Below are 20245 nucleotides of genomic sequence, written 5' to 3' on the forward strand. Positions count from 1 at the left end.
ACAATTCAGTTCTCCAAGTCCATGGGGGGTACGGACACTCAGAATCGTTTCGGCCGGGAGCTCCGCTCCGGCGAGACGCAGCGGGTGCCAGGGGGATGACCTGCGACCCGAAGGCCCTGAGCAGGGTCCTGAGCGAGGTGGCGGTGAGGACGGGTGTTCTCCGGCAGGGTCTCCCACCGCCATGAGAGGCCCTGCCCGGAGTCATTGGGACATCGATCGGCACAACGTGCCGGGATCGGTTACGGGCTGGTGCAGGTGAGCGAGGGGGTCGACGGCGTACCGGTGGCGAGGAACCCGAAGGTGGCCGAGCCGGACGCCGGGATCGAGCCGTTGTAGGAGGCGTTCTTCACCGTCACCGCGGAACCGCTCGTGCTCAGCGTGCCGTTCCACAGCTGGCTGATCGTCTGGCCGCCGCCGAGCGTCCACCTGACGGTCCAGCCGTTGACCGCCGTGCCGCCCGCCGTGACCGTGACCAACGCCTGGTAGCCGCCGGGCCACGAGTTCATCGTGCGGTACTCGGCCACGCAGGCGCCCGGCGGCGGGAGCGACGGACTGGCGGACGGCGACGGCGACGGGGACGGAGATGGGGACGGCGAGGGCGAGGGCGAGGGAGAGGGAGAGGGCGAGCGCGACGGGCTGGACGAGGGGGAGGCGCTCGGCGACGGCGACGATCCGCCCGGCGGCACGTACGGGCATTTGTCGCGGTACATCGAGATGCCGGTGGAGTCCGCCAGCGGGCACAGGAACTGGGTGTACCGGGTGTCGTTGTCCACCCAGATCTTCAGCCAGGGGATCAGCACCCGCATCTCGGTCGTGTTGGCCCGCGTCGCGAACAGGTGGTCCACCCCGGTGATCTCCACCCACGCGCTCGGCGTCGTGGCAGGCAACGTGCTGTACAGCCCGTTGAGATACGACTGCGTGACCGTCGTGTCCCGCTGCCCGGAGATGAACATCGTCGGCACCCGGTCGCTGTACAGGTCGTAGTTGCCCACGGGGGAGCCGGGCGCGAGCCCGACCCCGGCCTTGAGGGAGGGCCGCCGGAGCAGCGCGCTGAGGACTCCCGCGCCGCCCGCCGAGTGGCCGACGACCGACAACCGGTTCGGGTCGACCCGGTCGCGCACCGGACTGCGCTGGGTGAGGTAGTCCAGCGCGGCGAGCAGCTCGGTCCCACGGGCGTCCGCGCTGTCGGTGCGGCTGTTGGTCTCGATGCCGATCACGACGAAGCCGAACGAGGCGAGCCAGGGGCCCATCCAGGCCTCTTCGTCGGCGAACAGGGCGGAGTAGCCCGGCACGATCGCGACCCCGCCGAACGTCCCCTGGCTGGTGTCGGTCGGGTAGTAGACGACTCCGCCGCCGAAGCCGTTGCCGGCCGGCACGCTGGTCTGGGCGGTCGCGAAGGTCCCCCTGGTGGCCGCGACGCTCGCCACGGTCGGGTTCGGCCCGCGCTGGAAGGGGTTGTCCGCAGCCGAGGCCGGCCGCGTCACGATGGCCGCCGAGAACAGCCCGAGGACGGCCACCGCCGCCGCCATCGTCCGGCCAACCGTCCGGCCCATTGTCCGGCCAATCGCCCGGCCCATCGCACGCCGGAGCGACCGGCTCCGCGATCCGGGGCCGGACGCGGACGGGTCCGCGGGGGGCCACCGGGTCTCCGGCGGCGGAACGGCGGGTGCGCTCATGCCTGAGCCTCCATGACTGCGACCAGAAAAAGGGGGAAACGCGCGGCATCAAGCGATGGACGCCGTGCTCCCGTACAAGGGAGCGCACACCACGAGGGCGTCGCGAACGGCGGGCCTCCGCCCCGCGCACCACCACCGGACAGCGGGAGACCGTCTCGGGGCTCAGTGTGGAAACCTCGCCGAAATGTGTCAAGAGCAGGGGGGCGCCGCGAAAGGCGGAGCCGTGTAAATCACCTCGTGATCCCGGAACCGCCGTGGCCGGTGCGCGCTCCGGTGGCGCAGTCATCGGATGAACGTTTCACCCGGTCGCCGCCGCCGGCGAAGCCGGACAGTTCCCTGATGCGGCAGTTGGGGTGCCTCCGCACCCTCCCGCGTTCGCGTCCGGAGGCACCGCGCCACTTGACACCGTGCCCTCTTCTCGGCTTTGCTCCGCTCCACCACCACCGGTCGATCTGTCGAAGTGGAGGAGGACGATGGCGACTTCAGATTGTTAACGCTAACAATCATCCGAGGTGCACGGCTGCCAACCATCCGAGCAGGGGTCAAGAGGCACCCGCTCGCGGTCACGGCCGAAGCCGCACCCGTCCGTGCGCAGGCGGCGGCGACGAGCCGCTCGGACTCGCGGACGGTCGGCTCGTCGGCGACGGGCGAACCCGCCTGCCCTGAAGGCGGCGCGCATCCGGTTGAGGTGGTCACAGGCGGGCTCGCGGACAGGCGTGAGCGCCTTCAGCCCCCCAGTTTGCCCCCGGCGACCACGTCGATCGCGATCCGGTAGAAGCTGGAGATCGAGTCGCCGCCCTCCGTACCGTTGCGAAACTGCTTGCGCACCTTCGCGAAAGGGTAGGCCAGGCAGCCGTTCGGGAAACGCACGCCCCAGCCGTTCTCGTCGCTGTAGTGCCAGGCGCCGCCGGCCGCCGCGATCAGGCAGGCGCCCAGGAACGAGCCCAGCACGCCGGTCAGGCCCTCCACGTTGTCGGGGTCGAACCCGGGACGCTCGCGCTGGCGGTCGATGAAGCCCTCGACCCAGGCGACGGACTCCTCGTTCAGGCCGAAGGGCACGTCGCTGAGCGGGCCGAGCCTCTCCATCGCGAACGCCACGTTGGCCTCGATCTTCTCCATGCTCATCCGGGCATCGTGGCACGCGGCCGAATGCCCGATCATCAGGATTTCCACGGACGACGGGGCGAACCGGTCGCCCGCCTCACCCAGTGGGCCTTCGCGGCGGGCTACACCGTCACTTCCAGGGTGGCCCGCGGGGTGCCGGTCATCGCGGTCAAGGCCAACGCCGTCGTGCCTTGCGAGGCCCCCCTGACGCCGTCGGTCATCCCGGCCCGCTCGTGCCGGGGGAGGCGGACCGCCGCACCCGGGTCGTGTCGCGTACGGCGGGGGAGAGCACCGGCCGGCAGCAGCTCACCGAGGCCGACATCGTCGTGTCCGGCGGTCGCGGTCTAGGCGGAGCCGATCAGTTCGCCCTGGTCGAGCGGCTCGCGGACGCGCTGGGCGGGGGACTGCTCGGTGTCTCTCCCCGGTTGCCGTTCTTCGTGTATGGCGTGGCGGTCGCCATCGCGACCGTCGCGCTGGCCCGGGCCGCGCTGGTCACACCGCCGCCGCCCCCCGCGGGGAGCGCCCGGCCGGGCATCTCGCTGGCGCGGGCGCTGTGGAGCCGGCAGAGCCCTGAAGCGCTCGACTGCGTATGGAGTTGCAACTTCTTCGTTGTCAGCCTCCGGGACGAGTCTCCTGCGCGGCGGCGAACCGCCGGAGCGCGTCGAGGGCCGACAGGCCATAGACGTCCTCGACGGCGTCGGCCAGCAGATGGCACATCCGGAATCTGTCGAGCGGGGTCAGGCCCATCCGGGTGAGGTGCAGGTAGGTGTAGTTGAGCAGCACCCGGTAGCGCAGAAAGCCGGGGTCGGCGAAGACCGCCTCGTGGTAGGCCGGGCTGTCGAAGATCAGGCGCTGGAGCTCGTTCGGCTCGCGCCGAGGCACCGGCAGGTCGCCGAGCCTGGCCTCGAACGCCTCGCCCGGCCTGGTCGTCGGCTGGACCAGCCGGCCGTCGTCGATCAGGGCGCCCGCCCGGCCGCGGTACCGCTCCAATAGCGCCGCCCACTCCCGCGCGAACGGCGCGGACGGGGCGGACGGGGCGGACGGGTCGTCGAGCGCGGCGACCACGTCCCGCACTCGCGACGTCAGCGCCTCGCGCCGCTCACGGAAGTCGCGCTCGAAGGCGGCCCGGGTGGCCTCGGGGTCGGCCGCCCAGGTGATGAACCCCTCCGCGTGCATCCGGTAGGACAGGTAGCTGCGGGTGATGGGGTGCGAGGTGTGCGCGACGGTCAGCATGAGGCTCATCGCCAGGCCCAGTTTGCTGTCATCGCCCCCGCGCACATGGTCGAGCATGGCGAACAGCAGCGGCGTGCTGTCGGCGTAGAACGAGGTGAGCAGGTCGACCGCCTCGTCGCTGCCGAGGACGTGCCGCCGGGAGTCGTATGGCGCGTCCCGGATGGAGTTGTCGGGCGGCCACGGGGTGAGCGGCCCGTGCTCCTGCTCGCGCACGGCGAGCAGGCGGTGCCGCGTCAGACTCTCGTCCGGGTCGAGCACGGTCGTGGAGGGATGCTCGTGCAGGTAACCCCCGACGACCTGGTCGACGCGCGGGCGCACGACCTCCTCCCACAGCCGGGACGTCGCCTTGACGTTGATCCGCACGTGGGGGCCCTGCCGCCAGTGCCGCAGCACGTACGCCGCCTCCACCTGGCCGCGCAGTCCTTCCAACAGGGGACGTACGGCGTCGAGCAGCAGCCCGTCCTTGTCGGGGGCGTGGTAATAGACGTGGACGCAGTGCCAGATCGGGGCGTCCTGCGTGGGCGAGCCAGTCAGGGGGACCACCTCCGGGAGCCGGCCAGGCCGGCGAGGTCGGTGAGGGCGCGGGCGACGAGGAAGGACACGTGATGCTCGGTTCCCGCGCGCAGCCCCAGCCGGTTGTGGAACAGATGGGCGCATCGCAGCAGGATCAGCGGCACCGTGCGGCGCTCGGGCGGCACGGCGGTCGCGAGGAAGGCGTGCGGCGAGCCCGGGTCGGACGGCCCGCACCTGCCCGCGGCGTGCAGCGCGTCGAGGTCGTCGCGCAGGGCGCGCACCGACGACGCCCACATGCCGAGCAGGCCGCCGTCGGAGTCATGCGGATCAGCGCGGTTCGGCAGATCCCACAGCGCGCGGGTCTGGGCGAGCACGGCGTCGGCGCGGCGCAGCCAGTCGTCCTCCCCGCCGGGGATCTCGGGCCGCTTGTCCGCCTCCCCGATGGTCTCCGCGAACGCGCGCGCGGCGGTGAGCAGGTCGGGCTCGCAGGCCGCCAGCACGATGGTGAGCGCGGCGAGCCCGATGGCGGCGCGCTGCTCCATCGGCGCTCCCGCTCTCAGCACGTCGAGCGCGAGCGTGCTCGACACCGTGAAGTGCCGCTCGGCGGCCTCGACGCAGGCCGCGTCACCGTAGGCCGTGTGCTCGGGCCGGTAGGCGACGAACTCCACCGAGTCGGCGGGGCGTAGCCGGTCGTCGTACCGCTCGCGCCGCTCGCCCCGGGCGACGGCCGCCGCGAACGCGCGGTACGCCTCCAGGTTGACCGGGGGAGAGGGGTGCGTGGCGAAGTGGGCCGCTGCCCGCTCGCGCACGAGGCGGTGAACGCGTGAGACCCGCGAGGGGTCGGGAACCTCGAGCCGCAGCCGCACATGCTGGCCGCCCTCCCAGTAGCGGAGGAAGAAGTGGCCACGCGCCGTCCCGTTCGAAGTCAGCTCCCGGACGGCCGGGTCCACGACACCGGTGACCAGGGCGTCGAGGTCGCCGAAGTGGAACAGGTGGGCGCTGACCCAGCGGCCTCCGGCCTGCTCGGCGGCATCCGTCGGTGTCGCCGTCATCCGACCGGCCTCGCCGACAGCTGGACGACGTACTCGGTGACCCGTCTCCCGGTGCCGTACAGGGGGGCGTCGGCCGGGTCGGGCAGGGCCTCCTCCAGCACCACGAGTGATCCGGGATCGCGGAGCGAGCGCACGAACCCGGCCAGCAGCAGCATGTCGGCGACATCGACGTACATCGGCTTGCGGTCCTTGCTCAGCAGCCCGACCAGGAGGCCGTCCCCGAGGCCGACCACCCGGGCGAAGAAGCGGCGGGGAACGCCGTGCATCGCCAGCCACCCGGCGAGCCGCGGCAGGTAGGCGGCCTCGCTTTCGCCCTTGTCGGGCACGGGAAAGTCGCCTGCCCGCAGCCGCCAGGCCGCACGGGCGAGCGTCACCCGTCCGACGTCCATCCGCGGCCACCGCTCCACTTCGCCCTCCGCCGGCACGTCGCCGCGGGTGCGGAAGACCCAGCCCGGCACCATGGCCGTGGACGGCTCGCCGAAGGCCCGTACGAGGAACTGCAGCCACGGCGGCAGCCAGTGCTGGGCGGTCATCCCCAGATGGACCGGCCGGACGGTGCGGCCCTGTCGGTCGAGCAGCGCCAGCCGGTCGCGCCCGGCGTCGTAACCGACCGCGAGGTGCGCGGGCGCGAGGGGCGGCAGGTCGGCGTCCCCCGGCGCGAAGGGGTAGTCGAGGGCGAGGTCGGCCGTCGCGGGGCGCACGTTGAGCCCGCCGCCCACGAGTCCCCGGCACTCCGCCACCAGCACGTCACCCTGGTCGGCCCGCAGCTCCTCGGCGGGCGGGACCTCCCCTCCGGCCAGCGCGACCAGCCGGTGCAGCCGCGACAGCCCCCGGCCGTACCCGGCGGAGACCGAGTTGACGACGGCGCGCACCCCGTCCGGCCCGTCGGGTACGGCCTGCAGGTAACAGCAGATTGACCCGGGCGGCTGGACGAAGCGCGGCCAGGAGGCGGCCAGATCGACCAGGCGGGCAGCGGCGGCCTGGACCGTCGCCTCCCGCGCCGAGGGTCCTGCCCCCATCAGCTCCCAGAACCCCCGCCGCAGCTCGGACAGCTCGCGCAGGCCCAGCGGGGGCTCCTCCCCGGGCACCGCGCGGGGGGCCGCGACAGGGTTGCGCAGCATTCCGCGCAGCAGCGCGCCGCCCGCCCCCGGGGCTCCGGAGTGAATCTGGCGGTAGAGGTCCAGGGCGGAGATCCGGGCTCCGGGGCCGTGCAGGTCGAGGAAGAAGGCGGTGGCCGCGATCTTGACGGGCAGGTCGGGGTCGAACAGGCCCAGCAGGCGGCGTACGGCGTCGAGGTCGTCGAACACGTGCCGCCACGCCGTCGCGTTCAGCCGTCCCGCGACGCCGGGGATGACGGCGCTGTGCCAGAGCAGGTTCTTGTCGGGCAGCGACGGCCCGGCCGGCAGCACCTCCTCCAGCGCCTCGCGCGCTACGGCGGCGGGGTCTGCGGTCTCCTCGTGCGGCATGCGGGGCGAGGAGTGACCGGCGGCCTCCCGCAGCGCTTCGGCGATCCGGACGACCGCCGCCGCGCGCGGCGCCGCCGCCGGGCCCTCAGCGAGCCAGGACGCCAGCCGGCCCACCGGATCGGCCGCCTGCTCGTCGTACGGCGGGACCAGCTCCAGCAGCCCCGCGTCGACCAGCGGCTCGATCCCTGGCGCCTCGGTGAGGGTGGGGAAGGGATGCGCTCGGACCCAGTCGAGGGCCCGGCGCACAGCGGGGCCGGCGGCCACGCTCGTCAATGACTCGTCGGCGCCGGGACCGAGGAACCAGATCCGGCTCCCGTCGTCGGCCGCCGACGGGTTGACCCGCAGCCGCGCCCGCTCGCGCACGGCCCGGTGCCGCGTGAACGCCGACCACAGCGGGCGCAGAACCGCCCGGTCGAGCTCCGCGACGACCTGCCAGGACGGCTCGCCGCCGCTTCGCACCGCGGGCCCGACCGCCGTCCACCGGCCGAGGCCGCTGAAGGTGAACGTGGCGTACGGGCTGGTCTTGACCGTCGCCCTGGCGACGTACCTGGCCAGCCGCAGCAGCTCCTGCCGGCCCGGCGGGCGGTCCGCCGGACCCGCGAGCCACGCCTCGAGGCGGGCGGCCAGCACGGGGCTGCCCAGAGCGAGTCCGCGCCGGAAGGCGGGGCCCGCCACCGCCTCGCGCAGCAGGGCCGTCTTCTCCCGAGTCTCCTCCGCCAGCAGGGCGGGTAGTGCGGCCCGCAGCGTGTCGGCGTGGTCCCTGCGTACGGTCCACTGCCTGATCCGCTCGGCCAGGTCCTGGGGGAGAGCGGCCATCACCTCGGCGGAGACGGCTCGGCCGGACGGCCGGCGCCCGGTGAACACCGCGCGCCGCAGGGCGACCAGCCCCGCCCTGCGAGAGCCCGCCCCTGTTTCGCCGATCACGTCGTGCAGCGGGCCGGACAGGTCGGCGCCCTCCCGCCGCAGCCACGCCGAGACGTCCGCGAGCTCATCCACGACCGCCCAGGTGCGGGTGCAGCGCAGCCGGTCGAGCCCTGCCAGGGGCAGGCCCGCGACGCGTACCGCGAAGATCGGCGACACGGCATAATCTCGACCGGCGAGCCGTGCGGGACCGCCGCCCTCGGTGACGGGGGCGGCATGCGCTGAATGCGTCAAAGGAACGCGCTCCTCGTGTGGGTCGCCGGGGGCCGAGGGCGCCCGTGCCGTGGGCGCCCTCGGCCCTGCTGCTCGTCTCACCGGCGGCCCCGCGGGGTCACCGGTCCTGATCGCCGCCCGGGGCTCGCGGCCCGGGCGCCGCGGGGCTTACGCCTCGGGAGCCCAGCAGCTGGTGGCCGACAGGTAGGAGGAGCAGTAGCCGGCGGCGGAGGAGGCGCCCGTCTCGACCGCGCCGTGGCCCTCCGCCACGATGGAGTCGGCGGACAGCACGTCGATGGAATCGACGTCGAGGCCACGCAGGTCGAGCTTCAGGCTCTCGTTGGACATGTGCGTCTCCTTTTTAGGTCACTGCTTGCCGTACTGTTTTCCGCTTGCCGTACGAGGCCGTGCGCCGGAGGGCACGGCGTCATCCTGTGGTGCGCCTCACCTCCTCGTGTGAGCCGGCCGGGATCCCGCGGGCCACGAGGGGCCCGCTGGTCAGGGGCGTGCCCATCGCCAGGAAGGACAGGCTCCGCAGCGGAGTTCCGGCGATCCCGAGCACCTCGTCGGTCGTGTCGTTCGCGCCGTCGGAGTGGATGCGCGCGGCCAGGCCGAGGGCAGCGGCGGCCAGCGCCGCCCGCTGGGCGGCCAGGCCCGCCTCGGCCTGCTGAAGGCGGTACCAGCGGTCACCGAAAAGGCCGGCGCCCGCCAGGGGATCGCCTACCGGGACGAGCACGGCGGCCGCTCCCCGCAGGGCGGCCCGGGTGTTGCCCAGCAGGCGTCCGGCCGCCACCGCGGGCATCGGGTCCTGGCCGGCGGCCTCGTGCAGCATCCGCCGGTCGTGGTCATACCAGTACGCGCCGCGGGGTAGCCCGTGCACACGAAGGGCCAGCAGGCACAGGACGGTCGCCGCGAGTCCCGTCCCGGCCGCGGGTAGGTCGGCGGGGTAACCACCGCCCGCGGCCGCCAGGATGGCGCCGAGCTCGCCCGCCCGAAGGGGGACCGGGCGGTAACCGGCCGGCGGGGACGCGCGGCGCGGCACCCCCGCCGCCAGGCACACCCCGGGCGCCGGCTCCGGGACGGGGATGGCCGGGCCGATCCCCGGGGGAGGGGCGGGCCGCAGCCGGGTGGAGGAAGACGAGGACGCGCCGCCGCCGGCCGTGCTCGCCCGGTGCAGAGCGGCGGCGGGGCCGTCGGGCATCGGCAGGGGGAGCGGCATGCTCTCCCCGGCCGCCTCCCGGGCCGCCGGTCGCCGTGTGCTCCCGCCGCGGGGGGTCCGCGGGACTTCCCGGTTGACGAGAGAGCCGTGTGCTCGGGGCAGCGTGAACGTGAGCACGGCCATCGCGGCCTCCCGCGCGCCGTCAAGCCCCACTAGGCGGTCGACCTCCTCGTCCGAGAATCGCAGGTGCGCCCGGCCGGCCACGCGCAGCCGTCCGGCGACGGCGAGCGCTTGGGCGATGAGCACACCGGTCTCCTGGCAGATCAGGCGGTAGCCGAAGTCGCCGTACTTGAACATCGACCGCCAGAACACCGCCGACAGCACGAGCGTGACGTCCGGGTCCGGCGCGTCCGCGACCAGGCCGGTGAGAGCCGGGGTGTGGTCGCCCTCCCGCACGCGCTCCAGCGCGTGGTGGACCGAGTCGTAGTGGTACAAGGCGGCGGGCAGGCCGGGAACGCGGCGCTCCCCGGCCGCGACGTACGCCTCGATCGGGTAGAGCCCGCCCCCCGACGGCGCCGGGCGGCCGAGGAGGAACACGGGCGGCTCCCCCAGGGGGTCGCCGAGGTCGTCCATCGGGTGATACCAGACCACCCTGGCCAGGCCGAGCAGCTCCCGCAGCAGCTCGCCGACCAGGCCGAGGGCGGTGCCGTCCCGGGTGGCCCAGGGCAGGACGACGCGCTCGGCCCCCGGGTAGCGCTTGTGCCGGGTCGGTGCGTTGGCCCAGTCGATGGACAGCGGGCCCCGGTCACGCATCGCGGCCAGGTAGCGGCGCGTGGCGTCACCGGACGCGCTCGTCGCCGTGATGCCGTGCATCCGGTCTGCCTCGCTTCCTTCGTCGGTGCCGATGGGGCGCGTCATGGGAAGGGATGGGGGTGCGGGTTGAGGTCCTCGGGCCGCAGGTCGTCGTCCCGGTAGCCGAGCAGTCGGGGCAGGGACAGCAGTCGCGGCAGGCCGTGGACACGCCGGTACCGGTGCCCGAACGTCATCGGCATCGCCCCCGGCACGATGACCTTCGCACCGGCGAAGCCGCCCGCCCGGGCCTCGGGAGAGGTGATGTCGACGGCGATCACGTCGAGGCCGCTCGCCAGGTAGCGCCCGGCCAGCTCGGCGAGGTCCGCGGTGAGGTCGTCGTGCTCCGGCCAGCCGAGCCGGGCCGTGACCTCCGCCACCGTCAGGGCGGGCCCGTCGACCGGCAGGAAGCCCAGCCGCCCGAACGCCTCCGGGTGACCGTAGAGCAGAGGATGGTGCTCCAGGAGCCGCACCTCGCCGGGGTCGGCCGCCAGCCTGGCCGCCTCCGCCGGGTCGTAGCGCTCGATGTGCCCTACCAGCATCGGGCCGAGGTCGTCGAGCGCCCGGCGCAGCGCACGCTCGGGCATCAAATCGGCGGCGGTTCCGCACAGCGCCCGCGGCCGATCCGGTCGCCCCGTCGCCTCGACGGCCATCACCCAGAACACCGGCACTCGCTGCTCCAGCATGGCGGCGAACGCGTACACGTCGTAGCCCAGCCGATCCCGAATGCGCTGGGCGATCATGGGGATGCGCCGGTCGTGCGCCGACGCCAGGTCGACGCGGGGGATGGGCATCCGGGCGTACCACGTGGTGAGGAACGCGTCCCGCTCGGCCACCTCGAGCAGGCCGTGAAGGATCGCCTCGGCGGGGTGGCCGCCGAGGGCGCACCCGTTGGAGCACTCGTAGGCGAACCCGAGGTCCCCCGCCGGCCGAGGGCCGAAGTACGCGTAGCTCTCCGGCACCAGAACCGGCTCGTCCCGCTGGAACGAGTACGCCCACACCCACGACGTGGGCAGCTCCGGCCGGAAGCGGGTGAACCAGAAGTCGGGCTGGTCGTACCAGTCGTCGGGGTAGAGGCCCAGTGTCCTCGGGTCGAGGGCACGGTCGGCGACGTCGGCGTACGCGGCGCGCACGACGGTCCGCCGCCCGCGCGGATGGATGCCGGCGATCCGCTCCAGTGCCTCGGCGACCGCGGTCGCCCGCGCCGAGGCGAAGTCGTCGCTGCGCCCGTACCCGTGGTGGCTTTCGTGCGCGGTCCGCGCCGGGCTGAGCCGGGCGACCGCCATGGCGCTGCCGCCGCGCTCCTCCGCGACCAAGGCCTGCACGATTCCGGTCTCGGCGTCGACGAACCGCCGTTCCAGCTCCCCGGCCCTGCCGCTGATGGCGCCGACCCTGAACGCCCCCGGATGCGGTTTGGGCGCCGGCGCGGGGACGTAGCGGCCGGCGTCGGGCCCGTCGTCGGGTCGGGCGCCGCAGTCCGGGCAGAGCGGGTCGGGCAGGAACAGATGACGGCGCACCGTGCCGGTCGGCACGTGGACCCTGAGCAGCGCGCCCGTGGTCCGCGCGGACGCGGGGTCGCGCCACAGCCGGTCCACCTCGTCGGCCACCAGCGCCGCGACCGCTTTCGCGACGAGCGGCGTGAGGAGGGCGCACGGCCGGGTGTCCAGCTCCGCACCGTACCGCTCACGCAGCGCGTCACGCCCCAGCGCGTCGGGCCGGTTGCCCCTGCGCCGCCGCTCGACGCAGCTCGGGCAGCCCGGCAGCGGCGGGCGCGCCGCCGGGCCGACCAGCACCCAGCCGGCGTCGACTCGGACCGGCAGCCACGGCACACCCTGCTCGGCCGCGCGGCGCGCCACAGAGGGATAGGGCCGGACGTCGTCGGCGTCGCTCGCGACGACGATCGTCCCGCCGCCCGGACCGGCGGGTCCCGGAGCCGTGACGGCCGCGCGGATCGCGGCGCGCAGCCTGCCGATCCCCAGCACGGTCACGAGGGCCGGTGACTCGGCGAGCGCGCTCGTCGGCGCGTTCTCAGCCCTCAAGGAGCACGACCTGTGTGACGTAGGGGAGCAGCCGCGAAGCCTCGGCATCGCCGCCGAGCGGCACCGCGACCGGCACCCTGCCGGTCGCGCGCAACGCGCCCGCCATCAACCGCACGGCCTCCGCGGGGTCCCCTGCGGGCGCCCAGAGGGGACGGGCCCCGGCGTAGGCGCTCTGCCCTTCGGCCCGGGACTGCCAGCGCAGCAGCAGCCGTTCCAGGCCGTCCCGCAGCGCGGCCGGTGCAGTGGCCGCGGCCGACACCAGGACCGGCCCGCCGGGAACGGTGAAAGACAGAGCGGGTACGCCGAGGACGGACGTGTGGTCGCGCACATCCGGTCGCTCGCCGGCCAGCGCGAGCTGCCGCGCCGGCCCATCGGCAGTGAGATCCACCGGTAGGCCCGCTTCCGCCGTAGGGTCCTGCCGCAGGCGCGCGGCCAGCAGGGTTTCGCAGTGGGTCCGCAGCCCGGCGGCGACCGCCTCGGCCCAGCTCAGTCCTGCCCCCGCGCCGTCGGAGACCTGGAGCGCCCCGGCCCCGGCGAGGTGTAGGGCGGCCACAGGCACAGAGCGCGGCCGGCCGCCCGGCAGCTCGACGCCCCATAGGACGTCCTCCCCACCGGCGCGAGCGGCCGGCCCGGCGGCGAGGACGCCGTAGGTGGCGAGCGCGGCGAGCAGGCAGCGCAGCCGCGCCGTCCGCCGGTCCTCGCCCCACCCGACGACCCGAGGAGGCGGTGTCCAGCGCGGCAGCGCCCCGAACGGGTCGGAGACGGTCGCCAGGCAGACAGACAGCGGGGCCTGCGCCAGTCCCCGCTCGTCCAGCATGCCGAGGAGGCCCAGCCGGGAGTCGACCGCTTCCGCCGCCCGGTCGAGCAGTTCCCCCGCGTCGACCGAGGCGCCCGACGCCGGCGACCGCACCGCGTCCCGCACCGCATCGGCGCGCGGGGCGGCCGCACGGGCGCCCGCGCGGGGATGGGGGACGAACCGGTGCGGGACGGTGTCGAGGTTGCGCAGATCGACTCGGGTGAGCTGGAGCTTCTGGCTCGTGCCGACGGTGTCGAGGCCGGTCAGATGGGAGAAACAGGCCAGGGCCAGCATGGAGGCCACCACCGCGGGCACCGGGCCCACCAGCCAGTCCTCGCCTGAGCGGGGCGGGGTCACGGCGGGCATGGCGGCCAGCCGGTGCCAGCCCGACTCGGCAGCCGTCATCGAGGGCCTGCCGACCTGGCCGAGCCACACCTCCGCGGGGCGGACGAGGGCCTGCCCCAGGACGACCTCGGCCGCCTCGCAGGCGCGGGCGCTCGTCACGAGGGTGTCGATGTCGGTGCCGACCTGGAGGACGACGTCCGCGTCCCGGGTGAGGGCGCGGGGGTGGTCCTGGGCGGAAACGGCGTGTATCTCCTGCCCCGGATCGCGGCGGGCGCGGTCCGTGGCCTGGGCGACCGCCTCCGTGTCGGGGCATATCACGGTGATCCGTTGCCAGCCCGCCCCGGCGCACGCCTCCAGGAGCGCCACCAGCAGTGGACCGTCGCCCGTAACGACCAGCCGGGAGCGGCGGAGCCGCTCGAACCGCCACTCGGGGGAGTCGAGTACGTAGCCGATGAAGGCGATCTCCTCCGCGTACGTGCACCGCTCGGCCTCGGTCAGGCCGTGGGGCCGCGCCTGCCGGGCATCGACGACGAACCGCTGCTCCGCCAGCCGGCGCACCAGGCCCTCGACCATGTCGCGCTTGTCGTCCGGCAACTGTGCGGTCAGCTCCGCCAAGCTGTGCCGCCCGGTGAGCACCGGAGCCAGCCTGCTGAGCCAGGCGTACGCCTGGCGGCCCCGCAGCGTGCACGATCCGTAGTCGCTGTGGACGTACACCCCCTCTGGGCATTCGACGAACCGAACGTCGTCCCGCAATCGCGGCCGCATCGCCGTATCGGCGTGTGGGAGCGCTCCCATAGGCTCGATATTAAGATCGAATGACAATTAAGTAAAGTATGCGGCAATCTTTTTTGCACATCCGTTTCCATGTAAAATCCCCAGTTTCCGAATTCCCACGTCTCGGGCAATTACCGGAAACATGATCAAGAGGCATCCGGTAGAAGGTCTTCTCGCGCAGGCCGACCTCACGGTGGGCGATCAGACGGTCGATCGTCATTTTCGAGCGCGGCGGGGTCTGGCTGTTGGGCACCACCAGCCGATGCCGCAGATGAGAGGCCGTTTCCACGTACATGAACGGCGGTCGGGGCTAACCTGTGGCGGGCTGCCCCGCCCGGCAATGCAGCCAGGTGCGCAGCGGGTCGCGGGCGCCATCGCGGGTGACCAGTGGTGCCGTGGTCAGCTCGAAGCCCGCCGATCGGGCGACCGCCGCGCTGGCGCTGTTGCCCGGCGGGATGCGCAGGATCACGCGGGTGGCGTCCAGGGTGTCGTAGGCCCAGGTGGTGATCAGCTGGACGGCTCGGACGGCCAGGTGCCGGCGGCGGTACGCGGCGCCGACGGCGTAGGCCAGCTCCACCTCCCGGCCGGCGCCGGTGGGGAACAGCAGGATCTCGCCGAGCGGCTGGTGGCCGTCGGTGGTGATGGCGAGCTGGAGCCGGGCGCCGTGCGCGCGCCGCCGGCGGGCCTGATCGAGGTAGGCGCGGGCGGCCGTCTGGTCGAAGGGGGCCCGGAGCGGGGTCCACCGGTCGACGGCCTGGTCGTCGAACAGTTCGGTCATGGCGGGCACGTCGCCGTCGTCCCATTCGCGCAGGATGAGACCTGAGCCGGTGAGCTGGAGGTGCGCTGGGACGGTGATGCCGCCGGGCGTTGTGGTCATGGCGCAGATCAGCCTTCTGTGCGGCTGGCGGCGACGGCGCGGCGCCAGGCGGCGTCGCGAAGCAGACGCAACCCGTTGAGGCCGACGATGACGGTGGAGCCTTCGTGCCCGGCCACGCCCAGTGGCAGCGGCAGGTCGCCGAACAGGTCCCAGGCCACCAGCACGGCGATGAAGGTGGTGGCGATGACGAGGTTGGCCATCACCAGGCGGCGGGCCCGGCGGGCGAGCGCGATCACCGCCGGGACGGCCGCCAGCTCGTCGCGGGTGATGACCGCATCAGCGGTGTCCAGAGCCAGGTCCGATCCGGCGCGGCCCATCGCGATGCCGACGTGGGCGGTGGTCAGCGCGGGGGCGTCGTTGACGCCGTCGCCGACCAGCGCCACCTGTGCGCCGCCGGCCTGCAGCTCGCGCACCGCGGTCACCTTGCCGGCCGGCAGCAGGTCCGCGCGGACCTCGTCGATGCCCGCTTGGGCGGCCAGGCGCTCGGCGGCGCGGGCGTTGTCGCCGGTCAGCAGTACCGGTCGGGCCCCGGTCAAGTCGGTCAGCTGCGCGACCGCCTCGGCGGCGCCGGGGCGCATCCGGTCGGCCAGCGCGAGCACCCCGGCCAAGGCGCCGTTGACGCGGACGACGACGGCGGTGTGCCCGCTGTCCTCCAAGCCGGCCACCACCACTGCCGCGGCGGCGGTGTCCTGTCTGCGGTCGCCGTGGAGCAGCTGGGCGGGGCTTCCCACCTCGACCAGGTGGGCCTGCACGCGGGCTCGCACCCCGCGCCCGGGCTCGGAGCCGAACTCCTCGGCGGGCGCCGACATCAGACCGCGGTCGCGCGCGGCCCGCACCACCGCGCGCCCCAGCGGGTGCTCGCTGCCCTGCTCGGCCGCGGCCGCCAGGGCCAGCAGCCGGACCTCGGACACCTCGGCGCCGGGCAGCGCGTGCACGCCGGTCAGGTGCGGGCGGCCCTCGGTCAGCGTGCCGGTCTTGTCGAAGGCCACCTGGGTGATGTCGGCCAGGTGTTCCATCACCACCGCCGACTTGACGAGCACGCCGTTCCGGCCGGCGGTGGCGATCGCGGCCAGGAGCGGCGGCATGGTGGCCAGCACCACCGCACACGGCGAGGCCACGATCATGAAGGTCATCGCGCGCAGCAGGCTGTGGTGCACGCTCGCGCCCCACAGCAGCGGCAGCGTGAACAGCGCCAGCGTGGCGGCGACCATGACCACCGAGTAGCGCTGCTCGACCTTCTCGATGAACAGCTGCGTGCGCGCCTTGGTGGCGCTGGCCTGCTCCACCATGGCCACAATCCGGGCGATCACGGTCTCACCCGCCGCGCGGGTCACCCGCACCCGCAGCACGCCGGTGCCGTTGACCGTCCCGGCGAAGACCTCGTCCCCGGCCTGCTTGTCCACCGGCAGGCTCTCTCCGGTGATGGAAGCCTGGTCGACCGGGCCGGCCCCCGACAGCACCCGGCCGTCGGCGCCGACGCGTTCCCCGGGCCGGACCAGGATCACCTCGCCGACCTGCAGCACCGCCGCGTCGACGATGTCCTCCCGGGCATGGTCTCCGGCACCGGTCAGACGGGTGGCCTGCTCGGGCGTCAGATCCAGCAGGCCGCGCACCGAGTCGGCGGTGCGTTTGGTGGCCACCGCCTCCAGGGCGCCGGAGGTGGCGAAGATGACGATCAGCAGCGCGCCGTCGAAGACCTGCCCGATCGCCGCGGCGCCGATCGCCGCGGCGACCATCAGCAGGTCCACATCCAGCGTCCGCTCACGCAGCGCCCGCAGCCCTGCGAGGCCCGGCTCCCAGCCGCCGGCCGCGTAGCAGGCCAGATACAGGTTCCACCACAGCCACGGCGGAGCCGCGCCCAGCTGCGCGGCGCCGCCGGCGGCGAACAGCACGCTGGCGGCCGCCGCCCAGCGCACCTCCGCCAGCGACCACGCCCCGGACCGCCACCACGCGCCGGCGGCCGGGGGTGATGCGGCGGTCGCCGGCCGGGGATCGGCGGTTGCCAGTTCGGTTATCACCGCGCCATCGTACATGCGCATTCACGCAGATACGCAAGTAAGAAGATGGTGGGTAGGATGGGGGCATGCACACGTCGCTGCCGGACTTCGACATGCCGAACGAGGAACAGGTGCACCTGGCCGCCGAGTCGTTCCGGCTGCTGTCCGACCCCACCCGCATTAAGATCCTTTGGGCGCTGCTGCAGGGCGAGTCCAACGTCGCCTGCCTGGCCGAACTCGCCGACGCCGCGCCCACCGCGGTTAGCCAGCACCTGGCCAAGCTCCGCCTGGCCGGCCTGGTCAAAGGCCGCCGCGAGGGCACCTTCGTTTACTACAGCGCGGCCGACGAGCACGTCCGCCGACTGCTGACCCAGGGCATCTACCACGCCGACCACATCGACCGGCAGGACACCGACCGCGCGGCCGGCCATGCCACGGTCGACGGGCCCGCTGCCGGGTAGTCGCAGCAGCTCCCGGGTGTCCGGGGCGTCAAGCGTGGCGAGCGCGTCCCATCGCTCGTCGCCGCGATCGCAGAGTTCGGCATCGCGAACGCCACCGGGCCACAAGGTCATGCGGGCACTCAGAGCAGACGGCTTGATGTTCCAGAGCTCGGATGCGGCACGAACCAGACGTGCGTCGAGGACATGCGCCGACGCTATCCGGCCCTCACCCTGGCCGAGGTTGGCATGGGCCCTTCCCGTGTTGCGTCACGTCCGCCATGTATCGGGCTCATGGATGAGGAGCCCCCGGGGGTGAATCGCCGGGGGGCATACGCGTGGGATCAGCTGGCGAAGCCGAAGATGGCGGCGAGCATGCCTCGTACGTCGGCGAGCCGCGCCTCAGGCAGGTCGCCCACTTTCTCCTTCAGCCGGCCGCTGTGCACGGTTGCGATGCGGTCGACCATCGCCGCCCGGCCTCCACCCACGTCGATGGAGAACGCCGTCAACGCGCTGGCCATGTCGGCGGCTTCGACGTATGCGGTGAGCACGTTGTCGCCGTAGAGGGTGTGGTAGAAGTCGCCGGATACGACGAGACGTACCTCTTCGCGGTCGCCGAGCTGGACCGTCCAGAGTTCCCCGAACCGGTGGCTCACGCGGCGGCCCCGCCCTGCTTGTCCTTCAGATGGGCACGGATGTCGTCGTGCAGAGCGGCCTCGTCGGCTTCCTGGGCGGCGATCGCGGGGGAGCCGTAATACGCGGCGCGCGCGGACTGGTCGTGGGATGCGGCGAGCTCGCGCAGGATGCCCCGCTCGATGACGGCCGACACGCTGAGCCCGTTCGCCTCCGCGTGCGCCCGCGCCTTCTCCAGAATCCAGGGGGCGATGCTGATTGAGGTCTTATCCTTCGCCATACCCAGAGTGTAGCCATCAGGTATTACCTGGGGTAGGGAAGCCGGAGAATGCGGTTGGTCCCAGCTGCTTCTTTAATACTTTTTTGACGAACGGGTGCCGCACCTGCCCTAGATGTACGCCGGTTGGGGCGCTGTGGCCCTGGCCGCTCAGCTCAGGTCGGACATGTCGAGTACGAAACGGTAGCGGACATCGTTGCGGCGGAGGCGGTCGAGGGCCTCGTTGACCTGCGACGAGGGGAGCAGTTCGATCTCGGCGGTGATGCCTTTGTCGGCGCAGAAATCCAGCATGGCGGCAGTTGCGGGACGGCCGCCGCTACCCGCGGAGGTAAGTTTCTTGCGCCCCACGAGCAGGTCCATGGTCTCCACGGTGAGGGGTCCGAGATGCCCAATGTGGCTGAGCGTGCCGTCCAAGGCGACCAGTCGCAGGTACGGGCTGAGGTCGTGCGAGGTGGAGATGGTGTCGATGACAACATCGAACCCGTCTCGGGCCGAGGCCAGCTGTTGCGGATCTGTGGACACGATGAAGCCGTGGGCGCCGAGCCGGCGTGCGTCGTCTGCTTTGTCGGGTGAGCGGCTGATGACCGATACGGTAGCGCCGAGCGCCACTGCCATCTTGACCGCGAGATGCCCCAGGCCGCCCAGCCCCGCCACGGCGACGCGGCTGCCGGGACCCACGCCCAGCGCGTGCAGGGGTTCCCAGACTGTGACGCCGGCGCAGAGCAGGGGAGCGGCGGCCGCCGGGTCCAGACCGGGGGGAAGCGGGTAGGCGAACCGGTCGCGGACGACGTACTCGCGGGAGAATCCCCCCAGGGTGGTCGATCCGTCCTGCCGGTCGGTGCCGCCGTAGGTCAGGGTCGGGAAGGCGTGACAGAAATTCTCCTGACCGGCCCGACACATGGGGCACTCGCCACACGAATCGACGATGTTGCCGACCGCGACCCGGTCGCCGACGCGAAAGCGGGTGACCGCGGGCCCGGTCTCGGTCACCACGCCGGTGAACTCGTGACCCGGCACCAACGGATGCTCGGCCGCGCCGTCGTGGTCGCGCAGCGCGTGCAGGTCGCTGTGGCAGACGCCGCAGTAGTCGATCCGCACAGCGAGATCGTCGGGGCGCAGGTCGCGCCGCTCCAGCGGGGCCCGACGCAGCGCCGCCGCCGGGCCGTCCGCCCGCCATCCGATCGTGGTCCGCACAACAACTCTCCTTAAACAGACTGTTCGGTCTATCAGAAGAGTACGCGCCATCCACCATCGCAACAAACCAACCGTTCTGTCTGGTAGCGTCGCGGCATGGTGGACCAACCCGTGACCTCGCGCGGAGCCGCGACCTACCAGCGCATTCTCGACGTGGCTACCCGGGAGTTCGCCGAGCATGGCATCGCTGGGGCCCGCATCGAGCGGATCGTGTCCGCCGCGCGCACCAACAAGGCCCAGCTCTACGCCTACTTCGGCAACAAGGACAAGCTCTTCGACACGATCTTCTTCGGCTCGCTGGAGCGGATCGTGAACGTCGTCCCAATCGACGCCGCCGACCTTGCGGACTGGGCCGTACGCCTCTACGACGAGTATCTCCGCCGCCCCGACCTCATCCGGCTGGCCACTTGGGCGCGACTGGAGCGCCGGCCAACCGGCCACCTCGTGGAGGACCACGATCGCCTCGACGATCACAAGCTCCGTGTCATCGCCGAAGCCCAAGCCGCTGGGCGAGTGCGCCAGGGAGACCCGTTCGACGTGATGGCCATGGTCATCGCCATGTCCATGGCCTGGTCACCGGTCAGCAACGTCTATGCGGCGACTGCCCAAGAGCCCTCAGACGTACACGAACGGCGCCGCACCCTGCTCCACGAATGTGTTCGGCGCGCGGTTGCGCCCAAGTGACGCCGG

General features: G+C 73.0%; 16 protein-coding genes and 1 pseudogene. 3 read left to right on the forward strand and 14 right to left on the reverse strand.

What is annotated here, in order from left to right:
• Positions 1-239: 239 nt before the first annotated feature.
• Positions 240-1553 (reverse strand): poly(ethylene terephthalate) hydrolase family protein, encoded by a 1314-nt coding sequence (locus tag ACGFIB_RS18780; protein ID WP_393373378.1) that lies wholly within the window; start codon positions 1551-1553, stop codon positions 240-242.
• Between the two features lie 849 nt (positions 1554-2402).
• Positions 2403-2801 carry a hypothetical protein gene (locus ACGFIB_RS18785; RefSeq protein ID WP_142571082.1) on the reverse strand — a complete coding sequence of 133 codons (399 nt, stop codon included), beginning with the start codon at positions 2799-2801 and terminating at the stop codon, positions 2403-2405.
• A 245-nt stretch (positions 2802-3046) separates the two neighbouring features.
• On the opposite strand from ACGFIB_RS18785, the pseudogene ACGFIB_RS18790 reads away from it, so the two are divergent.
• A pseudogene (locus ACGFIB_RS18790) lies at positions 3047-3175 on the forward strand (FAD-binding protein); the annotation flags it as partial.
• Positions 3176-3392: 217 nt separating this feature from the next.
• On the opposite strand, the gene ACGFIB_RS18795 reads toward ACGFIB_RS18790, so the two are convergent.
• The 9 genes from ACGFIB_RS18795 to ACGFIB_RS18835 all read right to left on the reverse strand — a co-directional run bounded on the left by ACGFIB_RS18795 (position 3393) and on the right by ACGFIB_RS18835 (position 17035).
• Positions 3393-4556 carry a thiopeptide maturation pyridine synthase gene (locus ACGFIB_RS18795; protein WP_393373381.1) on the reverse strand — a complete coding sequence of 388 codons (1164 nt, stop codon included), beginning with the start codon at positions 4554-4556 and terminating at the stop codon, positions 3393-3395.
• Positions 4544-5578: a lantibiotic dehydratase C-terminal domain-containing protein gene (locus tag ACGFIB_RS18800; protein WP_393373384.1), complete on the reverse strand. Its 1035-nt coding sequence runs from the start codon at positions 5576-5578 to the stop codon at positions 4544-4546. Before ACGFIB_RS18800 ends, ACGFIB_RS18795 begins: the two co-directional genes overlap by 13 nt.
• On the reverse strand, positions 5575-8199 hold the full coding sequence (locus ACGFIB_RS18805) for a lantibiotic dehydratase (protein WP_393373387.1): 2625 nt from the start codon (positions 8197-8199) through the stop codon (positions 5575-5577). The genes ACGFIB_RS18800 and ACGFIB_RS18805 overlap by 4 nt, the downstream gene beginning before the upstream one ends.
• Positions 8200-8346: 147 nt before the next feature.
• A complete protein-coding gene (locus ACGFIB_RS18810; protein ID WP_142571078.1) occupies positions 8347-8526 on the reverse strand; it encodes a hypothetical protein in 180 nt (59 codons plus the stop codon).
• 79 nt (positions 8527-8605) lie between these two features.
• Positions 8606-10255 (reverse strand): SagB/ThcOx family dehydrogenase, encoded by a 1650-nt coding sequence (locus ACGFIB_RS18815; RefSeq protein WP_393373390.1) that lies wholly within the window; start codon positions 10253-10255, stop codon positions 8606-8608.
• A complete protein-coding gene (locus ACGFIB_RS18820) occupies positions 10252-12225 on the reverse strand; it encodes a TOMM precursor leader peptide-binding protein (protein WP_393373393.1) in 1974 nt (657 codons plus the stop codon). The genes ACGFIB_RS18815 and ACGFIB_RS18820 overlap by 4 nt, the downstream gene beginning before the upstream one ends.
• Positions 12215-14161, reverse strand: a complete 1947-nt coding sequence (locus ACGFIB_RS18825) for a hypothetical protein (RefSeq protein ID WP_393373395.1) — start codon at positions 14159-14161, stop codon at positions 12215-12217. Before ACGFIB_RS18825 ends, ACGFIB_RS18820 begins: the two co-directional genes overlap by 11 nt.
• A gap of 289 nt (positions 14162-14450) precedes the next feature.
• Entirely contained in the window at positions 14451-15017 is a 567-nt protein-coding gene (locus ACGFIB_RS18830; protein ID WP_393373398.1) for a GNAT family N-acetyltransferase, read from the reverse strand.
• 8 nt (positions 15018-15025) lie between these two features.
• The gene (locus ACGFIB_RS18835; RefSeq protein ID WP_393373400.1) at positions 15026-17035 is read right to left on the reverse strand and encodes a heavy metal translocating P-type ATPase; all 2010 of its coding nucleotides are present in this window, start codon (positions 17033-17035) and stop codon (positions 15026-15028) included.
• 65 nt (positions 17036-17100) lie between these two features.
• Here ACGFIB_RS18835 and ACGFIB_RS18840 point away from each other — a divergent pair, with 65 nt between their 5' ends.
• The gene (locus ACGFIB_RS18840; RefSeq protein WP_393373403.1) at positions 17101-17475 is read left to right on the forward strand and encodes an ArsR/SmtB family transcription factor; all 375 of its coding nucleotides are present in this window, start codon (positions 17101-17103) and stop codon (positions 17473-17475) included.
• A gap of 320 nt (positions 17476-17795) precedes the next feature.
• On the opposite strand, the gene ACGFIB_RS18845 is transcribed toward ACGFIB_RS18840, so the two are convergent.
• The 3 genes from ACGFIB_RS18845 to ACGFIB_RS18855 form a co-directional block, all read right to left on the reverse strand.
• Positions 17796-18107: a type II toxin-antitoxin system PemK/MazF family toxin gene (locus tag ACGFIB_RS18845; protein ID WP_142571071.1), complete on the reverse strand. Its 312-nt coding sequence runs from the start codon at positions 18105-18107 to the stop codon at positions 17796-17798.
• Positions 18104-18364: a hypothetical protein gene (locus ACGFIB_RS18850; protein ID WP_142571070.1), complete on the reverse strand. Its 261-nt coding sequence runs from the start codon at positions 18362-18364 to the stop codon at positions 18104-18106. The genes ACGFIB_RS18845 and ACGFIB_RS18850 overlap by 4 nt, the downstream gene beginning before the upstream one ends.
• 147 nt (positions 18365-18511) lie before the next feature.
• Entirely contained in the window at positions 18512-19606 is a 1095-nt protein-coding gene (locus ACGFIB_RS18855; RefSeq protein WP_393373407.1) for an NAD(P)-dependent alcohol dehydrogenase, read from the reverse strand.
• 45 nt (positions 19607-19651) lie between these two features.
• Between ACGFIB_RS18855 and ACGFIB_RS18860 the strand changes: the two genes are divergently transcribed.
• Complete coding sequence (locus ACGFIB_RS18860) at positions 19652-20239, forward strand: TetR family transcriptional regulator (protein WP_357159127.1); 588 nt, start codon at positions 19652-19654, stop codon at positions 20237-20239.
• The last annotated feature ends 6 nt before the right edge of the window (positions 20240-20245 follow it).

The sequence above is a fragment of the Microbispora bryophytorum genome (assembly GCF_043197435.1).
GTDB lineage: Bacteria > Actinomycetota > Actinomycetes > Streptosporangiales > Streptosporangiaceae > Microbispora > Microbispora bryophytorum.